Genomic DNA, 23,676 nt, shown 5'->3' with positions numbered 1-23,676 from the left:
TTATGAATGATGTAGCTTTTTTTATTACCTTTGCACCTAATATGCGAAAAAACAGTCCAGCAAGCTATTTCTTGCTTTTTATTGCGGTCCTTGTAATTACTTCTTGCAGTAAGTTCTCGAAGTTACAAAAGACTGGTACGGATCAGCAAAAGTATGATGCCGCGATGTCTTATTACAAAAAGGGGGATTTTTATCGTTCCGGCCTACTTTTTGAAGAACTCATTCCGTTGTTAAAAGGAAGTACAGAATCCGAGTTGGCGCAGTTTTACTATGCGTATACCCAGTACCAGCAGGGGCAGTACAATACGAGTCAGTTTTTGTTCAAAAAGTTCTTTGATACCTACGCACGAAGCGATTACGCACAGGAAGCATTGTATATGCATGCTTTTTCTCTGTATAAGGATTCGTCGCCGTACAACCTAGACCAGACCAGTACATTTACCGCGATTTCGGCCATGCAGGATTTTATCAATGCATATCCTGAAAGCCCTTTCCGCGAAGAATGTACGCGTTATATTTTGGAGCTGCGCGCAAAGCTTGAACGCAAAGCATATGAAAGAGCCCGCTTATATCACAAGATCAGCGATTTCAATGCAATGTCGATGAAGTCTGCCGTAATATCGATTGAGAACTTCCGTAAGGATTTTCCAGATTCGAAATACAATGAGGAACTTGCGTTTTTGAAGGTGGAATCACAGTACAATCTTGCCACCAACAGTTTTAGTTCGAAGCAAAAGGAGCGTTATCAGGACGTCTTGAAGTTTTATCAGGAGCTGATCGATAAATATCCGACAGGAAAATATAACCGTGATGCGGAAAGAATGTTTGACGAAAGCCAAAAGCAAATCGATGTGATTGCAAAAGCCGAAGTGGAACGTCAAAAACAACTTGAAACGCAGCCCGATCCAGCCAACAAGCCGACCAAAGTAACAACGCCGGCCATTACAGAACCGAAAGGACAGTAGTTCTTTCATTTAGATTTTAATTTTAACTAATATCACCATAAGTATGGCAACCAATCCATCAATCATTACCCGGGATACCGATAAGATCGCAGACGTAACTGGTAACCTATACGAATCAGTTTCTGTAATCTCCAAAAGAGCCCGTCAGATTTCGAGCAAGATGAAAGAAGAGCTTAACAATAAGCTTGCTGAATTTGCTTCTGGCGTAGACAACCTGGAAGAAGTGTTTGAAAACAGGGAGCAAATTGAAATTTCCAAATTTTACGAGCGTATGCCAAAAGCAGGAAGCATTTCAATAGATGAATTCATCGAAGGAAAAACTTATCACGCTTACCGCGATACAACGGAAGAATAAAAATTGATTTCATTCAAGAGCCAGCCGCAAAAACTGTTTTGCGGCTGGCTTTTCATTTACAGGCTTTAAATGTTACACTTATCTCTGTAACTTTATGCCTTACAGGAGTCCTTCCGAATTGACCACCCAAAGCGATTGAAGTTTGAATCTTAAAGGTAAAAAGATACTCGTTGCCGTCTCAGGCAGCATTGCCGCATATAAATCTGCCCTTCTTGTCCGGCTTTTGGTAAAAGTCGGATCTGATGTTCAAGTGGTTATGACAGAGTCGGCAAAGGAATTTATTACCCCGCTTACCTTATCTGTTTTATCTAAAAAACCTGTATTAAGCGTATTTACGGACCGTCAGGACGGAACATGGAACAACCACGTGGAGCTTGGACTCTGGGCGGATGCGATCATCGTTGCCCCGGCGACGGCGCGGACGCTTGCAAAATGCGCCACCGGCAACTGTGATGATCTGTTGACGGCCGTTTATTTGTCAGCACGCTGTCCTGTTTTCTTTGCGCCCGCCATGGACGTGGATATGTATCAGCATCCGTCCACGAAGCATAACATTGATACATTACTTCGCTTTGGAAATCACTTCATCGAGCCAGAACATGGTGAGTTGGCCAGTGGTTTGATTGGGGACGGTCGTCTTGCCGAGCCAGAGGCAATCATAAAAGTTTTAGGCAGCTTTTTTGCAAGAAAACCCATCGCTTCCGGAAAGCGCGTGCTAATTACTGCCGGCCCCACCGTAGAGGCAATTGATCCGGTTCGCTACATCAGCAACCGCTCGTCGGGGAAAATGGGTTATGCAATTGCAGCGGCCTTTGCATCCGCGGGAGCACAAGTTACGCTTGTGAGCGGGCCTACCAGCCTGCCGGTGCCCGAACCGACGGTCAAGCGCGTCAATGTACAGAGCGCAAATGAAATGTATAAATCCACTGCCCAACATTTTGAAGAAAGCGACGTGGTTATATTTGCTGCTGCCGTTGCTGACTACACGACAAAGGTTATAGCCGAGCATAAGATTAAAAAGCAAGGCCAGGAAATGACCCTGGATCTGGTTAAAACGCAGGATATTGCAGGGACATTGGGAAAAACCAAAAAGGAAAACCAGTTGCTGATCGGCTTTGCATTGGAGACAGAGAATGAAATGGAATATGCAGTGGACAAGTTACTGCGCAAGAACTTTGACTTCATCATTCTGAATTCACTGAATGATCCGGGTGCTGGCTTTGCACACGATACCAACAAAATAACCGTTATTGACAAAGGGAAAAATGTGAAACATTTCGATCTTAAAAATAAAGATGAAGTGGCACAGGACATCCTGGACATTGTCTTAAATAAATGGAGTGAAGCATGAAAAATATTTGGGTTTGGTTGCTCTTACTGGTCGCCTGCACGCATTCTGCACAATCGCTGGCGCAGGAGTTCCAGTTCTCGGTGAATCTTAATTACGAGCAGCTGGTAGCACAGCAAAAGACTGATCCACAGTCTATGGCGCAGCTTCAAACTTATATGAATGATTTTTTGAATAATACACGCTGGACTAATGATGAGTTTGGCAAAGAGGAAAAAATCAAATGCAAGCTCAATGTGAACCTGACGCGCTCACTCAATCAGGGCGCCTATGAAGGGAATGCACAGTTGGTTGTATCAAGGCCTGTTTACAATTCAAATTACGAGACAGTGCTTTTCACTTATGTTGATAAAAATTTCACCTTCAGTTACTTACCCAACACGCCCCTTTATTTTAACGAAAATAACTACACCGAAGAGCTTCCCTACATTCTGGCCTTTTACGCGAATGTAGCGTTGATATTTGACTACGATTCTTTCAGCAAACTCGGCGGGGCGCCTTATGTTCAGAAGGCTTTTAATCTTGTGAATCAGGCTCGCAACTCCTCCCCTAATAAACGCGGCTGGGATTCCAATGGTGACTCGCGCAATCGTTACTGGCTTGTAGAAAACCTGATGAGCCAGCAGTTCACGCCGTTCCGGGAAGGCATGTATAAATACTACCGGCTTGGGCTCGACGTTGCCACTCAGAATCCGGCGGAGACCCGCGCAAAAGTGCTGGAAGTGCTCAATACGGCCAAGGAAGTCAACCAGTTAAGGCCTGCCAGTGTGGTGATTAACTCTTTTTTCGATTCAAAATCCGATGAGCTTTACCGGATCCTGATAGAGGCGCAGCCCGAGGAACGTGCGAAAGCTTATACGCTTCTGGTAGGGCTGGATCCTAGCAAAACGCAATTATATCAACGTCTCTCCTTATAAACCATCGCACTTCCCCTTCAAATCGTTTCTGTGATTTCTTATGAGTAAAAGATTGATACGCATCTCTTCCAAAGACATTTTTGCTTCACTCGAAAAGTTGCTTAAAATAGAAATCAACGCAGTTTTGAATAATGGGAACACGCATTTTGGCAAACTTGAATCTTTTACAAACGAAAGTTTGCTGATCCGGGACCCGCGTAATCACACGCATCTCATTCCATTGCCATCGCTTTACGAGATCGTTTATGATGCCAACTCGAAATGAGCAGGCAAAACCAGGCCGCGAATGGTTATATTTCCTAATTGTTGATCTGATAACTATATTCGTATAGATATGCTTTCGAATTTACTTATAAAAAATTACGCGCTCATTAAGCAGCTGGAAATGTCGCCAGATCCCGGACTCAATATCATTACAGGTGAGACGGGGGCTGGAAAGTCGATCATGCTGGGCGCAATAGGCTTACTTCTGGGCAATCGGGCCGATGTGAAATCACTTTACGATTCCAGCGAAAAATGTGTGATAGAAGGCAGTTTTAATCTTTCCGGCTATGACCTTGCCCCCAATTTTGAAGATGAAAATGTCGATTATTCCGATGAATGCATCATCCGCCGTGAAATTTCTGTGGCTGGCAAATCGCGCGCATTCGTAAATGATACGCCCGTCAATCTGGAATCTTTAAAGCGGATCGGCAGCCAGCTGCTTGACATTCACTCGCAGCACGATTCGGTGATGCTGGGCAACAATGAATTTCAGCTGCGCGTAGTGGATTCCTTTGCCGATAACGCACAACTCCTTAAAGCATATCAGCAGGATTTTTCGGCATACAAGGACGCAACACGGGCCTTTGAAACGCTGCAACAAGAAGCGGGTAAGCTCCGGAAAGAGTTCGATTACGACCAATTTCTCTTTCAGGAATTAAACAACGCCAAGCTGGTTTCTGACGAGCAGGAGAAGCTGGAAGTTGAATTAAACATTCTGGAAAATGCAGTAGAGATCCGCGAAAAGCTGCAACTCGCTTACACATTACTAGATAACCCCGATAATTCCATCCTTGAACTGCTGAAAAATGCGGCTAATGCAATAGGTCAGGCCGCCAGGCTTGTTCCTGTGTATGACGCCATCCGTGAGCGCGTGCAAAGCACATTGATAGAACTGCGCGACATAGCTGACGAGATCGACCAGGCAAACAGCTCAGTAGACATCGATCAGGGACGTGCCGAACTGGTTCAGGAGCGCTTGGACCTGATATATACATTGCTCAAAAAACATCAGGTGACTACTGTTGAGCAGTTGCTTCAAATTGAAGAAGAATTGCAGCGTAAGCTCAGCATTGTGCTGAACCTGGATGATGAGCTGCTTAAAGCGGAAAAAGCTGCGGTTCAGGCGAAAGAGGCGATGCTCAAAAGCGCCAAAATCCTTTCGGAAAAGCGGCGAAAAGTTACCAAAGCAATAGAAACGCTGATTTTGGAAAGACTTTCGGAACTGGGAATCCCAAACGCAAGTTTATCTATACAGGTAACAGAAACTTTGCCGACAGCTAATGGCCTGGATTCGGTGGCGTTTCTTTTCAGCGGCAATAAAGGTGTCGTCCCGCAAGAATTGAAGCAAGTTGCTTCGGGCGGCGAGTTTTCCAGATTAATGATGGTCATCAAATACATTCTTGCAGATAAACGAATGCTTCCTACGATCATTTTTGATGAGATCGATACGGGCGTTTCGGGTGAAATTGCAAGAAAAATGGGCAAGATGATGCAAAATATGGCGCTTAACCATCAGATTATTGCCATTACACACTTACATCAGATTGCCAGCAGCGGCAATGCACATTACTTTGTTTACAAGGATCATTCTTCGGAAAAAACCGTCAGTAAAATAAAGAAACTTACCGTAGACGAGCGTGTGCTGGAAATTGCGCAAATGATCGGGGGGCATAATCCTTCGGATTCAGTGCTGGTCAATGCACGCGAAATGATTCTTAAAGAACAAAATTAGGCCAAACAGCATTTTCAAAATACAATAGATTTAACCTCCCAAACTCATGAAATACCCGATACTATCCGTGTTTGTTCTGGCCCTTTTGTCAGGATGCGGCAAAGAAGGCAAACAAGATAAGGCCTCCGAGCTGGAAGCAGAAGTGATGACGATTCACGACGAAGTGATGCCGCAAATGGACCAGATCATGACATTGAAATCAAAGTTATCCAAGAAAATCCAGCATATGGATAGTTTGCAAAACGAAGGCATCAGCAGCAATACCATCGCCGAAGAACGCATGAAAGCTGTGGATCTGAATCAAAAACTAAATGAATCGGATAAGCTTATGATGAGCTGGATGCATGCTTACCGAGGTGATTCTGCCAAGAAATTAAAGCCTGAAAGTGCAATCCATTATTTCGAGAGCGAAAAGGAAAAGATTCTGCAAGTAAAACAGGTAACATTAAAGTCCATTCAAGAAGCGCAAACATTTTTGGAGTAACAGGTTATGATACAAGGAAATAAGACCATTCATATATATACGTTCGTTTTCGCTGCATTCATTTTAGGCGTGCTTGGTTGCAAGGACGATAAGAAATTGCCGATTCTTGGAGAACGCGATGCGGTCAAGAAAATGGTTGACGGAAAGGAAGTGGTTGATACGGTTTATAATACTATTCCCGCATTTTCATTTGTTAACCAGGAAGGAGACACCGTTTCTGAAAAAATCGTGGAAGGCAAAATCTATGTTGCAGACTTTTTCTTCACAACCTGCCCTACCATTTGTCCTGTTATGAAGCGGCAAATGATAAAGGTTTACAATCAATACAAAGGCAATCCGCAGGTAATGATCCTGTCCCACTCTATCGATCCGGATCATGACACGCCCCAGGTTTTGAAGAAATTCGCAAGTGATTTAGGCATCGAAGGCAATCAATGGCAATTTCTGACTGGTAATAAAGAGAAGATTTTTGAAATTGGTCAGACAAACTATCTGGTTACGGCAAAAGAAGACAAGACGGCTGACGGTGGGTACATTCACGGCGGGGCTTTTATCCTGATCGATAAGGACAAGCGGGTAAGAGGCATGTATGACGGCACAACAGAAGAAGGAACCCAGAAGCTCATTGCCGATATGAAGATCTTACTCGACGAATATAAATAGCCAGTCACCTCCCGTTTTGATGATCAAACCAGCGATTCTTCTTCTCTCAGTTATCTCCCTGTTTTCCTGCCAAAGTGCATCTGAGCTGAAAAGTGAGCAGTATTTTGTTGAAGGATATCAGCTATATACGACCTATTGTGCCAATTGCCATCAGGCAGACGGCAAGGGAATGGCTAATCTTTATCCCCCACTGGCAACGTCTGCCAGACTGAGCGATAAATCTGCCATTGCTTGCATTATCAGAAACGGGATGAAAGGCAGTATTCTGGTTGACGGCAAAGAATTTAACCGGCCTATGCCCGCCAATCTCAAATTGACTGAGATTGAAATTGCTGAGCTGGTCAGCTTTCTGGGTATGAAATGGGGTAAAGACAGCGTATATACACCTATTGAAACTGTACAAGCTGCATTAAAGGATTGCAAGGAATATTAAGGAGCGCCGCTGAATTTATAGATTCCGGTTGCCTTTCGAAATTTAATACGTGTAAAGTCCTGCTCGGCATCCATCCCGATCGCATTGGTAACTTCCGAAGTTCGTTTGTTAATAACTGAAAGCGGTTTATCTGTAAAGACCTTACGCGTGCGCGGGCTCCAGTTGAGCTCAGTCGTGGTAAGCAACTCTTCCGTTTCCGACTTGACGACGCGCACATTTCCTTTTACAATATAAACGTCGGCTGCTTTATCATAATGCCCCGAGTCCGAGCGTAGGCGGGTAACTATCGTCCCTGTTGTATCATAAAAATTAATGTTGATCGTATCGGGAAAAACTTGTGCTTCGTTCTGATAAGCGAGGCGCTTTGGCGTTTTCATCACCACTTTCAGCTTTCCCTGCTCGCTGTATTTTACTTCAACATCATTGACAAGTTCGAGCGGGCCGGTATACAAGGCACCGACTTTGTTTTGTTTGCCTTCGCAGGCGGCCAGCATCCATACAGTCAGCACAATAAGATAAAAAGGAGATAAAAATTTATCTCCTTTTCGTATTTGCTTGAAGATCAATGCGATTCGCATGTCTGATTTTAGTCGATTTTTTGTTTAACAAACCATCTTTCCAGAAGCGTCACTCCCAGTACGACGCGCCCGTAACGTTCTCTGATCATCCCGCCGCCGGTGCTTCCTCTTTGTCCTGCAACGAGTGCCACAGACAGAAAGTTCTGATAACCCCTACCCATCGGGAATGTAAAGCCAAGGCTTACATTGGTATCATTCACGTCACTATTTCCAATCGAATAGGGTGTTTTACCATAGCTAAACCCAACGCGGTATCTTACCAGATCAAAATAATTCAGTGAGGTAAATCTTGGCAGGTATTCTGCCCCCACGTTAATGCGGCCCACATCCTTCAAACCGTCATTGGCGTTTGTAAAGCTTCTGTATTGTGACCATTGCTGGTAGCTGAAATCCGCAGAAAGGATCAATTTGAACGGCCATTCCAAACTTCCGCCAACCAGCAGCTGGTTAGGCGTTTTAATCCCGCCGCCCATCAAATTCTGAAGCGTGTCAGGACTGATCACGTTAAGCGCGTTGGCAGTAACCTCAAAAGTGGTGGTTTGGGCCGCATTGATCGATGTTCCAATGCTGTAAGAAGCACCCAGATTAAGGTTCAGCTTATTTTCCTTCTTAATGGGGATTCTTAACGCAGCACCCGCCCGAAACGCAATATCCGAATAAGTTGTGCGGTCATTTAAGCTAACCACATATTCATTGGAAAGATCGTCGCCGCGTTCAATTGCAGCCCTGTCAACCAGGGAAACCTCTGTGGCCTTACGCACATTCCCGAAAAAATAGGAAGTTTCAAGACCAAGGCTTAAATATTTTGTAACCTGGTAAGCTGTTGTGACCGAAGCCTTGTTAATGCCTCCCTTTCCGGTAGTATTGTAAATTCCTACAAACTGGGTTCCCGGAACATTGCGTATCGAAGCATTGCTGTAATCTACAAACGTGTACGGTTTAAGGCTTACACCCAGCACCCAACGCGGGCTGATCGGAAAAGCCAGCGAAACATAAGCAAGATTACCGCCTGTGTTTGTTTGTTTGTTTGCTCCCGAAGCAACATCCTTATACTGCCCGACCAGGCCAATATCCAGGGTTGTAAACCTGTTACGCACCCAAAGGGCTGGATTAAGATTATTGATCTGAAACCCGGTTCCCGTGCTAACACCGGATTGACCCATTCCCGTATTATCAGAATAAGCATCGCCATAAAACTCTCCCATTCCCAATGAAGAGTATGGAGAATTGCCCAAGCCTTGTGCCCTTAGCGCCGTATTGAGGTATGTACAATTCCAAATGAGTGCAATTGCAAATGTGAGTATTCTGAATCTACTGTAACGAGACATTATATGTTAAAATTCTGTTCAATCCTATTAAAACCAATTCCGGCACCGCAAAGATGGGTGGTTTCAGGCTACTTTCAAAAAAAGCAGCATCACCTCCACATAATAGTACGCGCAAATCCGGCGATTTGTGCCGATACCTTTCAATTATTCCATGCATTTCTGCAAGAACCCCATTCATTACGCCACTTTGCATGGCGCTGTGCGTGCTTTTTCCAATCAATTCCGGATCTGAATCCGGTTCGACCAACGGAAGTCGCTTAGTAAACGAATGCATTGCATTAAATCGCATTCTCACCCCGGGGGAAATCAGCCCGCCCTGAAACACCGCGTTTTTGTCAATCAGATCATATGTAATGCAAGTGCCCATATCAATAACAACCAAATCTTCCCCTGGATACAAGAAATTGGCACCGGTGGAGGCGGCAATCCGGTCGGCACCCAGGGTTTGAGGCGTGTCGTAATTTTTTTTGATAGGCAATGGCGTGCCGGGTGTTAAGTCAAATATTTTCAGTGACTTTCCCAGCGCATCTTCAAAGTCGGCGGCCGTGTGACTTACAGATGAAAACAAGATATTTTCCGGAGCCTGCGCCAGCACTGCTTCGATCAGTTCCGTAAATGTAAGGCGCGTCGTATAGCGTATCAGTTTATCGTTTTCAAACCATCCGACCTTCGAATAAGTGTTTCCCGAATCAATGACAATGTTCATAATTTTGCAAAAGTCCCACATTTGAGGCACAAAAACTAGCGCTGTCAAAACTGTTGGCGCATGTTTTGTGCATTCATTATCAGCACTTAATGTCAGTGTTTCGTAGATAGAAAGCTTGAATTGTTTATTTTTTTGTATTAAATAGGTTTTCGCTTTGATGTAAAAAATATTTTTTTTACCTTCGTCGCTATAAGTCCAGTATCGACTTTTAAATCCAATTCCATCTCACGATGACTCTCAACGTTGTCGAGGTTTTAAAATCTTGCCGATTTACTGTCTTTACTTCCTTTATTTAATTGCCAACTTTCAGAGTATATCTAATAAAGTTTTTCAGGTTGTAGAGTCGTCACCCGGACTTTTACAAAAGATATTTTTAATATTAATGACCATCACGTCACTGCGAGATATGCTTCTCGGCTTTTGTCCAAAAAAATTCAAAACCTTAATATCCATTCGGTAAAGTGCTACTTTACTTTCCCTTGTCTGTATGCCTACAATTGATGAATTGAACATTAAGCTTTTATCAGAGCTTAAAGAAATAGCTGGCAACCTTGGTGTTGCTGATTACGCTAAACTCCCAAAAAAAGAACTTATCAACAGAATCCTGCTTAAACAGGAGCCTGCAACAGTTACAGAAGCTCCCGCAGCTGCTGAGCCTGTTAACAATATAACCCCGGCAGCTCCCGCAGCACAACCGGCTTTGGAATCGGATGGTTATGATGCCGATGAACCAAAGAAAAAACGGGCAAGAAGGCCATCTGACGCCCCTTCGGATACTATGAAACCGGCAAACAACAGATCGGCAAGGATGAAAAAAGACAATGCGTCGCCTTCACCTGCTCCCCTATTTGACACTTCCCTGAGAAATCAGCGCCCTGAAAATAATGACAGGCCCAAGAATCTGGACATTCGTGAAGAAGCCGATTCAGATAATGATACATTAAATGATCTGGGCAAAGAAGAAGTAACCAACCAGCCGGAAGCTGCTGCGCCTGCAACAGAAGAAGTGGTTCAGGAAAAAACAGAAACCAGCCCGGAAGAGAATACACCTGCTGCAAAAGAAGAGAGACAAAACCGCCAGCCAAATCAGCAGAATCAGCCTAACGATTCCAGTGAACGCCAGCCGCAACAACCGCAGCAGCCTGCACACCGCGACGATCCATCGTCTAAAATCAAACGCAACTACAACAACTACGTAAGAGAGTTTGACGGATTGATCGTTAATGAGGGCGTTCTTGAGATTATGCAGGATGGCGGCTACGGCTTCCTGCGCTCAGCAGACTACAACTATCTGGCTAGCCCGGATGATATATATGTATCGCCTTCTCAGATTAAACTTTTTGGCCTGAAAACCGGTGATACGGTTAAAGGACAGATTCGCCCGCCGAAAGAAGGTGAAAAATACTTTGCATTGCTCCGTGTTGAGACTGTGAATGGTAAAACAACCGAGGAAATCAGGGACCGTATTCCTTTCGAATATCTTACGCCTCTTTTCCCGGATGAATGCTTGAAGCTAAGCTCACGTCCCGATCAATATTCAACAAGGATACTGGATCTTTTTGCTCCTATTGGAAAAGGACAGCGTGGAATGATCGTTGCGCAGCCAAAAACGGGTAAAACTGTTTTGCTGAAAGAAATTGCAAATGCCATCACGCGTAACCACCCTGAGGTGTTTCTTTTGATCCTTTTGATCGACGAACGTCCGGAAGAGGTTACTGATATGCAGCGCAGCGTAAGAGCTGAGGTGATTGCATCTACATTTGATGAGCAGGCAGACCGTCACGTAAAAGTGGCCAGCATTGTTTTGGAAAAAGCCAAAAGAATGGTTGAATGCGGCCATGATGTGGTGATTCTGCTGGATTCCATCACGCGTCTTGCACGTGCTTATAACACGGTGGTTCCTTCATCCGGTAAGATCCTTTCGGGTGGTGTGGATGCCAATGCGTTGCATAAGCCGAAAAGATTCTTCGGAGCGGCCAGAAATGTAGAACACGGTGGCTCACTGACCATTATTGCCACGGCATTGATCGATACAGGTTCTAAAATGGACGAAGTTATCTTTGAAGAATTCAAAGGAACGGGTAACATGGAATTGCAGCTGGACCGCAAGCTTTCCAACAAGCGTGTATTCCCTGCTATTGATGTTATGGCTTCCGGAACGCGCCGCGAGGATCTACTTCTGGATAAAGAAACACTGAAAAAAGTGTGGATCCTGCGAAAACACATGTCGGATATGAATGCAATGGAATCCATGGACTTCCTGCTTGAACATATGAAGGGCACAAGAAGCAATGAAGAATTCCTGATCTCTATGAACCGCTAAGCAATCCGGCCCATGGAAGATTTGAAGATTATAGAAGGCATCGGCCCAAAGATTGAAGAATTGCTCAATCGGGAAGGCATTCATACCATTGAACAGCTCGCCGACACTTCCATTATCAGGTTAGCAGCCGTTTTGAAAAAAGCAGGACCCAGGTTTCAGATCCAGAATCCTACATCCTGGCCAAAACAAGCATTGCTGGCCAAAGACCAGAAATGGGACGAGTTAGAAGAACTGAGAAGGTTGATTATGTCAAATAAAGAATTCTGACACCATATAGAAGCTGAAAAGCCCGCCTACTGCGAAGTAAGCGGGCTTTTTTTATGACTTACCAAGCCTTTTTGCAGACTTGATAAGATTGATGACAGTCTACAAAGTCGAAACTGTGCGTTGAATGAACTGCGTAAGATCGCTTCCTGAAAGCAGACCTTGTGAAAGCAATGCAAGGTCAAAAACCTGTTTTGCCAAAGTCTTTTGAGCTTCTTCGTTTTCGGCTTGCAGCACGCGGCTGATCACCGGGTGATTAGCATTAAGCGAAACAGTATACATCAAAGGCATATCGCCAAACATAGAACGCTGTCCCGAAGTAGCCTGCATATCAGTCATGCGGCGCATAAATTCAGGGAAAGTAATCACCACTGGCAGCTCGTCCACCGGCATGGCCTCTACCTGAACATGCGCGCTTTTGCTTCCTGCTACGTCTTCAAAAATCTTCTTCACTTTATCCTGATCATCGCTGGAAAGAATGCTTTCTAACGTCACATCCTTTTCAACAAGCTTGTCAAGCGTATCGGCATCAACGCGTTTCACATTCACTTTTTCAAGTTTCTGTTCAAGCGTATTGATAAAGTGCGAATCAATGATCGTCGTAAATGTCAGCACGTCATAGCTGCGCTTTTTCGCAGACTGGATGAATGCATCCTGCTTTTTCTCGTCGGTCGTATAAAGCCATACTTGCGTGTCGTTCTTATCAGTCTGATTACCTTTTACGTGCTCGCGGTATTCCTCGAAAGTAAAGAACTTGCCTTCTGTATTTTTTACCAGACAGAAATCCTTGGCTTTTTCATAGAATTTATCATCGCTGATAATTCCGTATTTTACAAAAAGGCCGATATCATCAAATTTTTTCTCGAAACCTTCGCGGTCATTTTTGAAAATCTCTGACAGTTTATCAGCCACTTTACGCGTGATATAACCATTGATTTTCTTCACATTACCATCGGCTTGCAGGTAACTTCTTGAAACGTTCAAAGGAATATCCGGCGAGTCGATCACCCCGTGCAGCAGTTGAAGGAAATCCGGCACAATGTCTTTTACCTCATCGGTAATAAAGACCTGGCGGCTGTAAAGCTGGATTTTTTCGCGCTGACCCTGGAAATCGTTTTTGAGTTTTGGGAAATACAAAACACCCGTCAGATTGAAGGGATAATCCACATTCAAATGGATCCAGAAAAGCGGATCTTCGCTGAAAGGATAAAGCTCTTTGTAGAAGGCCAGATAATCCTCATCTTTCAGATCAGACGGATTTTTCGTCCAGATCGGGTTTGGATTATTAATGATCTTTTCTTCAAATTCGATCTGGATTGGCAGGAACTTACCATATTTTTCTAGAATGCCACGCAGACGGTGCTCATCGAGGAATTCCTCGGAATCAGCGGCAATGTGCAGGATAATGTCCGAACCGCGCTCTGCTTTTTCAGCCGGGCCCAATTCAAATTCCGTAGAACCATCGCATTCCCAGCGAACCGCTTCGGAGCCTTCTTTGTAAGATTTTGTAATGATCTCTACATTTTCTGCAACCATGTAAGCTGAGTAAAAACCAAGGCCGAAGTGTCCGATAATTCCTTTGTCACCTTTTCCGTCCTCGCCTTTGTCTTTGTATTTTTCTACAAACTCGGTGGCGCCGGACAATGCGATCTGGTTAATATATTTTTTGATCTCATCGGCAGTCATACCAATCCCATTATCGCTGATGGTGATTGTTTTAGCCTCCTTATCAAGCTTTACGACCACTTTCAGCTCACCCAGCTCGCCATTGAACTCGCCATAGGAGGCTAGTTTTTTGATTTTCTGAGAAGCGTCGACTGCATTGGATACTAATTCACGTAAGAAGATTTCGTGGTCCGAATAAAGGAATTTTTTGATAATCGGAAATATGTTCTCGGTATGAATGCTGAGGTTTCCTTTTTCCTGAATCACTGATTCCATAGTTATGCCGTTTTTGTTTATAATATTGAAGAAATTGTTTTTTCTGCTCTGCAATACCGAATCCAAATATGCGTTCCAAATACAATTAAATCGCAGGTCGGCTGACAGATTGTCAGGATTGCTGAAATCAACCTCATTAATCAATCGGTTGGTAACTGACTAGCTTTTTTGTTAATATTGCGAACGGTAACCAACTCAACTAAAATTATTCAAACAGTTCATTCAGAACACCAATTAGTAACATGAATCTTATTAAAAAACTCTTCGCAGGCGTATTCTTATTGAGCGCAGTATCAGCTTGCACCACAATGAATTCCGTCCCTCTCTCTAATTATACCGTGTTTACGGAAGATCTTCGCCGCGACCTGGAAGCAGCCAACATTGAAATTGCCAAGGTTCAGTTTTTCAACGACAAGGCAATCAACATTCGCCGTGAAGTTTCTGATCCTAATGACATTAAAGTAAACCCGGAAGGGCAGATCACCATGAGCAACGGTAAGAGCATTCAGACCATCAATGTGCTGCCCTTTACGCCAGGTGTAGCTTTGAGCTCAGACAACGGTGTTATTCATGTTTCCTGGGACGATACCCAGCAAGATACCAAGGGGATGAAGTTTAATTTGAGCGGCCAGAATTATTTCCTGGATGTGCTGCCCAACAATAAGTTTGATTATAAAGAAAGGACATTCGATCTGCAAGGCGGAAATGGCGCCCGGTTGTTCGTAAAGAAAGATCTTTTGAAGCAGGTTAAAAATTCAAGAGAAACACTGAAAGGCCGTAAAGTTGGTCAGTAAGAAATCAAGATAAACGAAGAAAGGTCAGGAAATCCTGACCTTTCTTCGTTTATAGCCTTCATTAATTAAGATTAAAATACTGGTTTTTCTGTCCCGAAATTTTGGGCTTGTTAACAATAGACGAGTTCTGGATCAGCACCAGCAACATAAGCCCGATAACAACGGCGAGCGCGATTTGCAGAAATGAAATAATGCCAAAGCTGGCAATGTCACTTTTAGATTCCTTCATCAGATCCTTTCCAATGCTGGACTGAATGTTTGTCAGCTCGTTGAGATTGGTAATGGTGTTTTTGAAAGTGTTTGCTCCCACGCCAGCGAAAAGTCGCTTACCTTCCTCCTGGGCGCCTGCATTATACAAACCAAGAATAGACTTTTCAAGGGCCGTGTATCTGTGCACCTCGTTCTTAAATGCAGTCAGACTTTTAGCCTCTTCATCAACCAGATATGTTTGCTCGAAAGCTTTGATCAGCGAGTCAATGTTCTTGTTGTGCGTGCTTAACTGCACACGGATCTCGTTTTTATTTCCTGTCCCGTTGGTCAGTAAATATTCTTCAAGGGAAAGCCGCTTTCCATACAGGTTTTCTGTCAGATAAATGATCGTTGTTGCAGGGATCAGCCGGTCCTGGTAAATGGATGAAAAGGACTTGTCAATCCCGTCCATATTGCGCCTGGACAGCAATGTGGCCAATATAATAAGTGCCATAATGCCTCCAAGAAGCATTGCAGCTTTCAGTTTTTGTTGAATTACAAAAGACCATTTCATGAAATAGCATTTAAAATTGTAAATACCGCGATCCGTATCCAGCATTAAAAAAATGCTAAAACTCCTCTGTATTATAACGTTTTATTTACTACAAATATATCGTCAATATAACTAATAATAAGAGATAAACCGGGAAATGTGCATTCATTCCAGAATCGTGGTATAATTTTGTTAGATTGATTATTTTAAAACACTCAGCCGTTCATGAATGAAGTTGCCATTGATTTCAGTAAGGTTCATCAGATCCAGGTTTTTGGAATTACCATTTTAGAACCTTCCACTGTAATCTCCAGTCTGATGATGACTGTGATCTGCATATATGCATTTGTCCACCTTGGGAAATTGGGAAGGGCCCACAGGATGTACAAACAAATCCAGTATTTTTTCTTTTTCATGGGCATTGCCACTGCAATCGGCGGTGTGCTAGGGCATGGATTTCTGTATTTAACAGGTCAGCCTGGCAAAATTCCCGGCTGGTTTGCCAGCATGATTGCCGTAGCGCTCTTTGAACGCGCAGCGATCTGGCACATCAAACCTCTGCTCCAAAAGCGTAGCGGCTTAATCCTGGGCTGGTTGAACTATGTAGAGCTGGCCGTGTTTTTTGCACTGACCTTCATTACCCTGAACTTCGTCGTTGTTGAAATTCACGCATTTTACGGTCTTTTCCTGATGCTATTTCTGATTGAGATATATGTTTACAGACAGCGTAAAGATCCGGGAAGCATTAATATATTCATTGCAACAGCATTAGGCGCTATTTCTGCCGGGTTACATGCACTCAAATTCAGTTTCGGCCCGTGGTTTAATTACAACGACATCAGCCACATAAGCATGGGCGCATCCATCTGGTTTTATTACCAGGGAGCAAGGCATATGATCTATTATGGAGAAGAAATGATCAAGCCCGAAGAAATACTTGAAAGCGAGAACGAAAGCTAATTTTAATAACAGCATTTGATAACAAAAAAATAGGATGCCGCCTGATGCGACATCCTATTTTTTTGAGCCAGGCTCACTTACTTATTAGGCTGCGGCGTATAACGCAGGTAAGGCTTAACAATGTTGAGACCTTTGGTAAATTTCTTTTCGGCATCCTCCGTGCTCACAGCCGGGACCACGATCACATCATCTCCATCTTTCCAGTCGGCAGGCGTTGCAACGCTGTAATTGGCAGTGAGTTGAAGTGAATCAACGACGCGCAGAATTTCATTGAAATTACGGCCTGTCGACGCTGGGTAAGTCAATGTAAGCTTGATTTTCTTATCAGGCCCGATAATAAAAACAGATCTAACGGTAGATTTCTCGCTTGCATTGGGGTGGATCATATCGTAGAGTTCAGCAACCTTGCGGCCCTCATCGGCAATGATCGGGAAATTGACCTCTGTATTGTTAACCTCGTTAATATCGGGAATCCAGCGATTGTGTGAATCAATGTCGTCAACGCTCACGGCAAGCACTTTTACATTACGTTTTTGAAATTCACCTTGCAAAAGAGCCGTCTTGCCAAGTTCTGTGGTGCAAACCGGCGTAAAGTCAGCCGGGTGAGAGAATAGCAATCCCCAGCTGTCTCCTAACCATTCGTGAAATTTAATCTGGCCTTGTGTGGTGTTTGCCTCAAAATCAGGGGCAATATCTCCTAGTCGAAGTGACATGATGTATGATGATTTAAGTGGACGATATAATCTATTAATATGATAGAGTTAACGCAAATTTAAATAATAAGTTTCAAAAAAGTGTTTCTCAGTTTGGGATGGTTTTTGTTTAATTTGAACTATAAACAAGGTTTTTGTTTTCTCCAATAAAGATTCACTGCTGTTGCCATGACCTTAAAATTGCCTGTTTACCTGGATAATAATGCAACCACTCCGATGGACCCGGCGGTTTTGGAGGAAATGCTTCCTTATTTCTCGGAAAAATTTGGCAATGCAGCCAGCCGCACGCATTCCTATGGCTGGGAAGCAGAAGAAGCCGTAGATATTGCGCGTGAAAATATTGCCAGCCTCATAGGCGCACATCCGCAGGAAATCGTTTTTACATCGGGCGCAACAGAAGCAGCCAATCTGGCTATAAAGGGTGTATGGGAAAATAATCCTGATCAAAAAGGCCACATTATTACCGTGGTAAGCGAGCACAAAGCCGTGCTGGACACCTGCAAACACATTGAGCGTAAAGGCGGCTCGGTTACCTATCTGGAAATTCAGCCCAATGGTGTGGTTAACTTAGATGATCTCGAAAAAGCCATTACGGCCCAAACGCTGCTGATTGCTGTCATGTATGCCAACAATGAAACGGGCGTCATTCAGCCGATTAAAGCAATCAGCACGATAGCCAAAGCGCATGGCGTTATCTTTTTTACGGATGCCACGCAGGCAGTTGGTAAAATTCCAGTGGACGTGCAGGAAGATGACATTGATCTGCTGGCTTTCAGCGCCCATAAATTGTATGGACCCAAGGGAGTCGGCGCCCTTTATGTACGCAAGAAAAACCCCACCGTTACACTCACTGCACAGATCGAGGGTGGCGGCCATGAGCGCAATATGCGCAGCGGCACCCTTAATGTGGCCGGCGTTGTGGCTTTTGGCAAGGCATGTGAGATTTGTGCTGAAAAAATGGCATCAGAAAGTCTTCGGCTCCGCTCGCTACGCGATCATTTTGAAAAGCAGATACTGGCATTGCAACATATAGATATTAATGCGGGCACCGCCCCGCGCCTGCCCCACGCAACCAACATTTCTTTCCATGATATTGATGGGGAAAAAATGATTTTTGAAGCCGGCAGCGACATTGCTTTTTCCAGAAGCTCGGCCTGCACATCGGCTACATTGGAACCGAGCTACGTGTTGAAAGCGATGGGGCTTTCCAATGAATTGATCCATAACACATTCCGGTTCAGCTTCGGAAGGTTTTCTACGGAACAGCAAGTAGATCATGCTGTTGCAGTAATTTCTAAAATAGTAAAAGAACACAGGGGGTGAAAGAAATTACGGACATTATAAGATCATACGAATCTGCTGTCAATGCTGGCAAGAAAACAGCGCTGGCAACCGTCGTACATGTAGAAGGCTCCTCTTACCGGCGTCCAGGCGCGCGTATGCTTGTCACCGACGATGGTCAGCTTACGGGAGCCATCAGCGGCGGATGCCTGGAAGGAGACGCATTAAGAAAGGCGCTGCTGGCAATTTCACAGCAGAAGAACAAACTGGTAACCTACGATACCACAGACGATAACGACACAACACTTGGCGTTCAGCTGGGCTGCAATGGCATTGTTCACATCCTATTCGAACCCATCCACTCCGACGACGAGCTTAATCCAATCGCATTACTTAAAAAAGCGCTTGAAAAACGGCAGAATGCGGTGGTAATCACGCTGTTTTCACTTTATTCGCGCACTGCCATTCAGCCTGGAACCTGTTTTCTGGATCTGGAAACGGATCACCTAACCATGGATAACCTTTTGCAACCTGCGCTCTTAGAGCAGTTGCTTCCTGAGGCAGCACTCGTCAAAGAGCGTCAGGAGTCGTTTTTTAAAGAACTTGATTTTGAAGGCCAAAAGCTGACGAGTTTCGTAGAATATCTGCGTCCGGCCCCGGCGCTGATCATCGCTGGCGCTGGAAATGACACCATTCCCCTTTCGGAAATGGCTGGTATTTTGGGTTGGAACGTAACTGTTGTCGACGGCCGGAACGGGCATGCAACCAGGCAGCGATTTCCCAAAGCCAGTCAGGTAATCGTAGCAAAGGCATCAGAAGTTTTATCGCATATTCAAGCAGATGCGCGGACGTTTTTTGTGTTAATGACCCATAATTACAACTACGATCTGGCGCTGCTCAAAGAGCTCATTGAGCTTGAAGAATGCATTTATATAGGCGCGTTAGGCCCGAAAAAGAAGCTGGAAAAAATGTTTGGCGATCTCAGAAAGGAAGGCATTGAAGTCACAGAACAGCAAAAGAGCAAAATTTTTGGTCCTGTCGGACTCGACGTTGGCGCTGAAACCTCTGAGGAAATAGCATTGTCGGTGCTTGCCGAGATTAAAGCTGTTTTAAATGGAAGAACTGGAATTTCCCTGCGTGAAAAGCCCGAGCCGATCCACAGCCGAGCAGATCAGAAAGTGGACTATCGCAAATCCACACGGGAGGATTTTCTTTGCGAAATACAAACGAGTCAATCCTGAAATATATGGCCGAGACGTCTGGTTACGGGATCATTATTCTTGCCGCCGGCAATTCCTCACGCCTGGGCGAGCCTAAGCAACTGCTCCGCTATCAGGACAAAACGCTGATCCGCCATGTCACCCAAGCCGCTATTGCCGCAAAAAGCACAAGCGTGACCGTAGTGACTGGCTCAAATGCTGATCTGATTGCAAAAGAGCTTAATTCGCTTCCCTGTCATGCAGTTTACAACCCAGACTGGGAATCGGGCATGGCCTCTTCCATTGTCACCGGAGTTCAGCAGCAAATGGCATCGCAGCCCGGCATTTCAGGCGTTATTTTCGCTGTCAGCGATCAACCTTTTGTTACTGTTGATCTGTTTAATGCTTTGATAGATAAGTCATTGGAAGGCAATGCAGGCATTGTCGCTTCTGCCTATGAGAACACTTTTGGAACGCCTGTTCTTTTTTCCAGCAAATATTTCCCTTCCCTTTTAAAGCTCACCGGAGCCGAAGGTGCTAAAAAGCTCATTACTAAATTTGCCATCGACGTGACGCCAGTCCCCTTCCCTTCCGGCGGCATCGACATTGATACGCAAGCAGATTACCAAAAACTGCTGGGCAACAGCTAGAATCACCAGCTGCAATCACATCTCAAAATATTTTTTGACAAAACCTTGCTTACTCATTTCAGATGTTTACTTTTACAGTGTACTACTTAACTAGAACACTAAACGATTCTGAAATGATCCAGCTAGACCGTGTAACATTTGGATATAGCAAGAAGAATAAGCTGTTTGAGAATCTGTCGATTAATCTGGAAGCCGGGCACATTTACGGTTTGCTCGGCAGAAACGGCGCCGGTAAATCCAGCCTGCTCAGAAACATGGTCGGTTTGCTTTTTCCCCAGCAAGGCCATATCAATGTGGTGGGTTATGAGCCTAAAAAGCGTCTTCCGGCATTTTTGCAGGATGTCTTCTTTCTTCCTGAAGAGATTTACCTGCCCTCGGTAACGATCCGCAAATATCTTGATATGATCGCTCCGTTTTATCCTAAATTCGATGAAGGACAATTTGACGGCTACATTGCAGAAATGGACATTCCTCTGGGTAACAAGCTGACTGACATGTCCTATGGCCAGCGGAAAAAGTTTCTCATTGCATTTGCGCTCTCTGCCAACACCAAAGTTCTGATCATGGATGAGCCCACCAATGGCCTGGACATTCCCTCGAAAAGTCAGTTTCGCAAATTGGTCTCAATGAATGTTGATAAAAACAGGCTGTTTCTGATTTCAACCCACCAGGTTCGTGACCTGGATAATCTGATTGACTCGATAATTATCCTGGAAGACAGCAAGATACTCATCCAGCATAGCCTGGAAACAGTAGCCGAAAAACTGTGCTTTGGAACGCTTCCCAGCATCGATTACGACAACCGCGTGCTTTACTCCGAGCCATCGCTCAAAGGTTATAAAGCTGTGTTCGAAAATTCTGAGCTGGAAGAAAGCCGTGTGGACCTGGAATATCTCTTCAATGCTGTGCTGGGAAACCCCGAGCGGATCAGACAAATTTTCGGCAAACAATGACCAGGCTCCTTATAACGATGCTGTTGCTTTTGCTGGCAATGCTCACCCGATCCATTCTTCCTATCCTATCTGAACTTATGCTATGAACCAAACATTTGATATCCACCGTTTTGCGCTCGTCTTAAAGCTGGATCTGGTTGAAAGAGGCAAAAATTATCTATTGATTGCCACGCTGCTGACAATTCTGCTGCTTTCGATGATGCTTCCTATCGTTACGTCCAGCAAGCCCGTAGGAACCTATGAAGCCTTGCACTACATGGCCATGTTTATGGTAATGCTCTTTGCCAGCTCCTTTTACACGAGCAATGCAATGACGCACTATGCTTCGCTGCCGACTTCTATCAGCAGCCTGATGCTACCAGCCTCGCATTTGGAGAAGTTTCTGAGCGCAATGTTTTTCAATTTGCTCTTTATCGTCAGTTTCCTTGTTCTTTATTTCCAATTGCATTACAAGACGATTGATATTGCCAATGCCAAGCTGCCCTCCTGGGGATACAAATATCCTTACATCAAATTCGACCTGGCAGTGTATTTCTGCTTTGCCTATTTCATATTACACAGCCTTTTGCTTTTAGGATCCATCTATTTCTCAAAACGATCTTATGTCAAAACAGCTGCCTTCATTGTAGCTTCGGTAATCATTGTATTTACGATCCATCTCAGTATGGCGCATTATCTGACGCATTATCCATCGAAACTGAACACATTACCCTTCACCAGCTGGCAAATGTGGTATTTTAAGGATGGTAACTTCACCGTTTTTCGCGGCCTGAACACGTTTCATATCCAATTCCCAAAGAACATTTATCACGCCATCCAGGCCTTTATTACATTGTTTATACTGAGCATTTGGTATATCGCTTATTTACGCCTTAAAGAGAAGGAAGTTTAATCCCCGCATTCATGGAATTTAAAGATAAACAGTCCATTTACCTGCAAATCGCCGATTACATCTGCGAGCAGATCTTACTGGGCAAATGGCCTCCTACTGAGCGCATTCCATCGGTAAGGGAGCTGGGAGGCATGCTGGAAGTGAACCCAAACACGGTGATGCGGACGTATGATTTCTTGCAGAACAAAGAAATTATATTCAATAAAAGGGGCATCGGCTATTCGGTAAGCGAGGATGCGCAAGCGCGCGTATTGGCTTATAAAAAAGAACGTTTTCTGGAATCCGAGCTGCCGGAAGTTTTCAAAACGCTTTACCTGCTTAACATTAGCCTGGAAGAACTACAAACGCGTTATAACCAGTTCGTCACCGACAATTTCCCTGTCAATAACTAGCATAACCTCATGAAAGCCAGCAATATACTACTCATTATCGTGCTATCATTGTTTCTGAGCGCAATGGTTGCCTCCAACCTTGTTTTAAAGAAACAGTTTGATAAAATTGATAGAAAAGACCCCTACTCGGGCTACCTCACACATAGTTTGGAGCCATTTCACTATGTAAGATTACAGGGCGTCGGCTTTGGTGTGACCGAGGTGTCGCAGGGCAAAGATTTTGAAATCAAATTTGTAGTTGATCAAAAATTCATCGACTGGAAAGTTGTCAATGATACATTGACCGTCAATTATAAAAAAGACTTCCCCGAAGGCGGCCAGTCGCCGCAGCAGATTGTGCATACATTGCCCTCTGTCTACATTTTCGTTCCGGCATTGAAGGGTTTGGAGTCAAACACGATCAACTGCAAGATTAAGAACATGAAGCAGGAAAGTTTAGATATAAAACAGATCGGCGGCGCGATGGTCCTGCTGGAAAATCAGGTCAATGATCTTCGGGCAGATTTTGTTTCGGGCGCTATCGTTACGGCCTATCGTGAAAATGACTTTGGTAAGAGTAAGATAACAGTCCGGGATAGCAGCACTTTCCAGGTCGACAGCAACATTTTCAAATCACTTGATCTGGCAGTTGGCGACAGCGCGCATGTAAAAATGCCTGGAAGCTTGTTGAAGAAGCTCTAATTTTTTCTATGTCTCCGGGTTGAAACCCGGAGCAATGGTTGGGTCGTGGGGGGGGGGGGGGGGGGGGGGGGGGGGCCGGCCGGACCCCCCCCACCACAGGCCCCCACAACGAAAAAGA

Annotated in this window: 26 protein-coding genes; 20 read left to right on the top strand and 6 right to left on the bottom strand. The window is 44.5% G+C overall.

Annotation, left to right across the window (positions count from 1 at the left end):
- Nucleotides 1–41: 41 nt before the first annotated feature.
- From L0660_RS12665 to L0660_RS12625, 9 genes are all read left to right on the top strand, one after another.
- Nucleotides 42–965, top strand: coding sequence for an outer membrane protein assembly factor BamD (locus L0660_RS12665; protein ID WP_233796744.1), 924 nt, complete (start codon nt 42–44; stop codon nt 963–965).
- A 43-nt stretch (nt 966–1,008) separates the two neighbouring features.
- Nucleotides 1,009–1,320 (top strand): DNA-directed RNA polymerase subunit omega, encoded by a 312-nt coding sequence (locus L0660_RS12660; RefSeq protein ID WP_026632203.1) that lies wholly within the window; start codon nt 1,009–1,011, stop codon nt 1,318–1,320.
- A 142-nt stretch (nt 1,321–1,462) separates the two neighbouring features.
- Nucleotides 1,463–2,671, top strand: coding sequence for a bifunctional phosphopantothenoylcysteine decarboxylase/phosphopantothenate--cysteine ligase CoaBC (gene coaBC, locus L0660_RS12655; RefSeq protein ID WP_235159797.1), 1,209 nt, complete (start codon nt 1,463–1,465; stop codon nt 2,669–2,671).
- A complete protein-coding gene (locus tag L0660_RS12650; RefSeq protein ID WP_235159796.1) occupies nt 2,668–3,585 on the top strand; it encodes a DUF4835 family protein in 918 nt (305 codons plus the stop codon). Before coaBC ends, L0660_RS12650 begins: the two co-directional genes overlap by 4 nt.
- Nucleotides 3,586–3,625: 40 nt before the next feature.
- The gene (locus L0660_RS12645) at nt 3,626–3,850 is read left to right on the top strand and encodes a hypothetical protein (RefSeq protein WP_026632206.1); all 225 of its coding nucleotides are present in this window, start codon (nt 3,626–3,628) and stop codon (nt 3,848–3,850) included.
- A 69-nt stretch (nt 3,851–3,919) separates the two neighbouring features.
- Complete coding sequence (recN, locus tag L0660_RS12640; protein WP_235159795.1) at nt 3,920–5,581, top strand: DNA repair protein RecN; 1,662 nt, start codon at nt 3,920–3,922, stop codon at nt 5,579–5,581.
- A 46-nt stretch (nt 5,582–5,627) separates the two neighbouring features.
- The gene (locus L0660_RS12635) at nt 5,628–6,065 is read left to right on the top strand and encodes a viral A-type inclusion protein (RefSeq protein WP_233796749.1); all 438 of its coding nucleotides are present in this window, start codon (nt 5,628–5,630) and stop codon (nt 6,063–6,065) included.
- Nucleotides 6,066–6,071: 6 nt separating this feature from the next.
- Nucleotides 6,072–6,728, top strand: coding sequence for an SCO family protein (locus L0660_RS12630; RefSeq protein WP_235159794.1), 657 nt, complete (start codon nt 6,072–6,074; stop codon nt 6,726–6,728).
- A 19-nt stretch (nt 6,729–6,747) separates the two neighbouring features.
- A complete protein-coding gene (locus L0660_RS12625; RefSeq protein ID WP_235159793.1) occupies nt 6,748–7,161 on the top strand; it encodes a cytochrome c in 414 nt (137 codons plus the stop codon).
- Here L0660_RS12625 and lptC read toward each other — a convergent pair.
- From lptC to L0660_RS12610, 3 genes are all read right to left on the bottom strand, one after another.
- Nucleotides 7,158–7,739, bottom strand: coding sequence for an LPS export ABC transporter periplasmic protein LptC (gene lptC / locus L0660_RS12620; RefSeq protein WP_235159792.1), 582 nt, complete (start codon nt 7,737–7,739; stop codon nt 7,158–7,160). The two genes, L0660_RS12625 and lptC, sit on opposite strands and share 4 nt — an antisense overlap.
- Before the next feature lie 8 nt (nt 7,740–7,747).
- The gene (locus L0660_RS12615) at nt 7,748–8,944 is read right to left on the bottom strand and encodes a hypothetical protein (RefSeq protein WP_235159791.1); all 1,197 of its coding nucleotides are present in this window, start codon (nt 8,942–8,944) and stop codon (nt 7,748–7,750) included.
- A gap of 106 nt (nt 8,945–9,050) precedes the next feature.
- Entirely contained in the window at nt 9,051–9,773 is a 723-nt protein-coding gene (locus tag L0660_RS12610; RefSeq protein WP_235159790.1) for a type III pantothenate kinase, read from the bottom strand.
- Nucleotides 9,774–10,260: 487 nt separating this feature from the next.
- On the opposite strand from L0660_RS12610, the gene rho reads away from it, so the two are divergent.
- Complete coding sequence (gene rho, locus L0660_RS12605) at nt 10,261–12,096, top strand: transcription termination factor Rho (protein WP_235159789.1); 1,836 nt, start codon at nt 10,261–10,263, stop codon at nt 12,094–12,096.
- A gap of 12 nt (nt 12,097–12,108) precedes the next feature.
- Nucleotides 12,109–12,363, top strand: coding sequence for a helix-hairpin-helix domain-containing protein (locus tag L0660_RS12600; protein WP_235159788.1), 255 nt, complete (start codon nt 12,109–12,111; stop codon nt 12,361–12,363).
- Between the two features lie 99 nt (nt 12,364–12,462).
- Here the strand turns inward: L0660_RS12600 and htpG are convergent, their stop codons facing one another.
- Nucleotides 12,463–14,301 carry a molecular chaperone HtpG gene (gene htpG, locus L0660_RS12595; protein WP_235159787.1) on the bottom strand — a complete coding sequence of 613 codons (1,839 nt, stop codon included), beginning with the start codon at nt 14,299–14,301 and terminating at the stop codon, nt 12,463–12,465.
- 308 nt (nt 14,302–14,609) lie between these two features.
- Between htpG and L0660_RS12590 the strand changes: the two genes are divergently transcribed.
- Nucleotides 14,610–15,095, top strand: coding sequence for a hypothetical protein (locus tag L0660_RS12590; protein WP_229208269.1), 486 nt, complete (start codon nt 14,610–14,612; stop codon nt 15,093–15,095).
- A 61-nt stretch (nt 15,096–15,156) separates the two neighbouring features.
- Here L0660_RS12590 and L0660_RS12585 read toward each other — a convergent pair whose 3' ends face one another.
- Nucleotides 15,157–15,858 carry an MCP four helix bundle domain-containing protein gene (locus L0660_RS12585; protein WP_235159786.1) on the bottom strand — a complete coding sequence of 234 codons (702 nt, stop codon included), beginning with the start codon at nt 15,856–15,858 and terminating at the stop codon, nt 15,157–15,159.
- A 204-nt stretch (nt 15,859–16,062) separates the two neighbouring features.
- On the opposite strand from L0660_RS12585, the gene L0660_RS12580 reads away from it, so the two are divergent.
- Nucleotides 16,063–16,797 carry a DUF6962 family protein gene (locus L0660_RS12580; protein ID WP_233796758.1) on the top strand — a complete coding sequence of 245 codons (735 nt, stop codon included), beginning with the start codon at nt 16,063–16,065 and terminating at the stop codon, nt 16,795–16,797.
- A gap of 77 nt (nt 16,798–16,874) precedes the next feature.
- Here the strand turns inward: L0660_RS12580 and L0660_RS12575 are convergent, their stop codons facing one another.
- Complete coding sequence (locus tag L0660_RS12575; protein ID WP_026632219.1) at nt 16,875–17,510, bottom strand: peroxiredoxin; 636 nt, start codon at nt 17,508–17,510, stop codon at nt 16,875–16,877.
- 168 nt (nt 17,511–17,678) lie between these two features.
- Here L0660_RS12575 and L0660_RS12570 point away from each other — a divergent pair, with 168 nt between their 5' ends.
- The 7 genes from L0660_RS12570 to L0660_RS12540 all read left to right on the top strand — a co-directional run bounded on the left by L0660_RS12570 (nt 17,679) and on the right by L0660_RS12540 (nt 23,558).
- Nucleotides 17,679–18,833 carry a cysteine desulfurase family protein gene (locus tag L0660_RS12570; protein ID WP_235159785.1) on the top strand — a complete coding sequence of 385 codons (1,155 nt, stop codon included), beginning with the start codon at nt 17,679–17,681 and terminating at the stop codon, nt 18,831–18,833.
- Complete coding sequence (locus L0660_RS26240) at nt 18,830–20,032, top strand: XdhC family protein (protein WP_235159784.1); 1,203 nt, start codon at nt 18,830–18,832, stop codon at nt 20,030–20,032. The genes L0660_RS12570 and L0660_RS26240 overlap by 4 nt, the downstream gene beginning before the upstream one ends.
- A 5-nt stretch (nt 20,033–20,037) precedes the next feature.
- Nucleotides 20,038–20,640: an NTP transferase domain-containing protein gene (locus tag L0660_RS12560; RefSeq protein ID WP_235159783.1), complete on the top strand. Its 603-nt coding sequence runs from the start codon at nt 20,038–20,040 to the stop codon at nt 20,638–20,640.
- Between the two features lie 113 nt (nt 20,641–20,753).
- Entirely contained in the window at nt 20,754–21,593 is an 840-nt protein-coding gene (locus L0660_RS12555) for an ATP-binding cassette domain-containing protein (RefSeq protein WP_235159782.1), read from the top strand.
- Between the two features lie 82 nt (nt 21,594–21,675).
- The gene (locus L0660_RS12550) at nt 21,676–22,485 is read left to right on the top strand and encodes a hypothetical protein (RefSeq protein WP_233796763.1); all 810 of its coding nucleotides are present in this window, start codon (nt 21,676–21,678) and stop codon (nt 22,483–22,485) included.
- 11 nt (nt 22,486–22,496) lie between these two features.
- On the top strand, nt 22,497–22,877 hold the full coding sequence (locus L0660_RS12545) for a GntR family transcriptional regulator (RefSeq protein ID WP_233796764.1): 381 nt from the start codon (nt 22,497–22,499) through the stop codon (nt 22,875–22,877).
- Between the two features lie 9 nt (nt 22,878–22,886).
- Nucleotides 22,887–23,558: a hypothetical protein gene (locus L0660_RS12540; RefSeq protein ID WP_235159781.1), complete on the top strand. Its 672-nt coding sequence runs from the start codon at nt 22,887–22,889 to the stop codon at nt 23,556–23,558.
- The last annotated feature ends 118 nt before the right edge of the window (nt 23,559–23,676 follow it).

Source organism: Dyadobacter sp. CY351 (genome assembly GCF_021502625.1).
GTDB lineage: Bacteria > Bacteroidota > Bacteroidia > Cytophagales > Spirosomataceae > Dyadobacter > Dyadobacter chenhuakuii.
Note: the sequence above shows the minus strand (reverse complement) of the source record. Positions and strands in the feature narration are given on the sequence as shown.

Coding starts and splice junctions, on each gene's coding strand:
- L0660_RS12665 (WP_233796744.1), top strand. CDS start 42: ATGCGAAAAAACAGTCCAGCAAGCTATTTCTTGCTTTTTATTGCGGTC.
- L0660_RS12660 (WP_026632203.1), top strand. CDS start 1,009: ATGGCAACCAATCCATCAATCATTACCCGGGATACCGATAAGATCGCA.
- L0660_RS12650 (WP_235159796.1), top strand. CDS start 2,668: ATGAAAAATATTTGGGTTTGGTTGCTCTTACTGGTCGCCTGCACGCAT.
- L0660_RS12645 (WP_026632206.1), top strand. CDS start 3,626: ATGAGTAAAAGATTGATACGCATCTCTTCCAAAGACATTTTTGCTTCA.
- recN (WP_235159795.1), top strand. CDS start 3,920: ATGCTTTCGAATTTACTTATAAAAAATTACGCGCTCATTAAGCAGCTG.
- L0660_RS12635 (WP_233796749.1), top strand. CDS start 5,628: ATGAAATACCCGATACTATCCGTGTTTGTTCTGGCCCTTTTGTCAGGA.
- L0660_RS12630 (WP_235159794.1), top strand. CDS start 6,072: ATGATACAAGGAAATAAGACCATTCATATATATACGTTCGTTTTCGCT.
- L0660_RS12625 (WP_235159793.1), top strand. CDS start 6,748: ATGATCAAACCAGCGATTCTTCTTCTCTCAGTTATCTCCCTGTTTTCC.
- lptC (WP_235159792.1), bottom strand. CDS start 7,739: ATGCGAATCGCATTGATCTTCAAGCAAATACGAAAAGGAGATAAATTT.
- L0660_RS12615 (WP_235159791.1), bottom strand. CDS start 8,944: ATGGGAGAGTTTTATGGCGATGCTTATTCTGATAATACGGGAATGGGT.
- L0660_RS12610 (WP_235159790.1), bottom strand. CDS start 9,773: ATGAACATTGTCATTGATTCGGGAAACACTTATTCGAAGGTCGGATGG.
- rho (WP_235159789.1), top strand. CDS start 10,261: ATGCCTACAATTGATGAATTGAACATTAAGCTTTTATCAGAGCTTAAA.
- L0660_RS12600 (WP_235159788.1), top strand. CDS start 12,109: ATGGAAGATTTGAAGATTATAGAAGGCATCGGCCCAAAGATTGAAGAA.
- htpG (WP_235159787.1), bottom strand. CDS start 14,301: ATGGAATCAGTGATTCAGGAAAAAGGAAACCTCAGCATTCATACCGAG.
- L0660_RS12590 (WP_229208269.1), top strand. CDS start 14,610: ATGAATTCCGTCCCTCTCTCTAATTATACCGTGTTTACGGAAGATCTT.
- L0660_RS12585 (WP_235159786.1), bottom strand. CDS start 15,858: ATGAAATGGTCTTTTGTAATTCAACAAAAACTGAAAGCTGCAATGCTT.
- L0660_RS12580 (WP_233796758.1), top strand. CDS start 16,063: ATGAATGAAGTTGCCATTGATTTCAGTAAGGTTCATCAGATCCAGGTT.
- L0660_RS12575 (WP_026632219.1), bottom strand. CDS start 17,510: ATGTCACTTCGACTAGGAGATATTGCCCCTGATTTTGAGGCAAACACC.
- L0660_RS12570 (WP_235159785.1), top strand. CDS start 17,679: ATGACCTTAAAATTGCCTGTTTACCTGGATAATAATGCAACCACTCCG.
- L0660_RS12560 (WP_235159783.1), top strand. CDS start 20,038: ATGGCCGAGACGTCTGGTTACGGGATCATTATTCTTGCCGCCGGCAAT.
- L0660_RS12555 (WP_235159782.1), top strand. CDS start 20,754: ATGATCCAGCTAGACCGTGTAACATTTGGATATAGCAAGAAGAATAAG.
- L0660_RS12550 (WP_233796763.1), top strand. CDS start 21,676: ATGAACCAAACATTTGATATCCACCGTTTTGCGCTCGTCTTAAAGCTG.
- L0660_RS12545 (WP_233796764.1), top strand. CDS start 22,497: ATGGAATTTAAAGATAAACAGTCCATTTACCTGCAAATCGCCGATTAC.
- L0660_RS12540 (WP_235159781.1), top strand. CDS start 22,887: ATGAAAGCCAGCAATATACTACTCATTATCGTGCTATCATTGTTTCTG.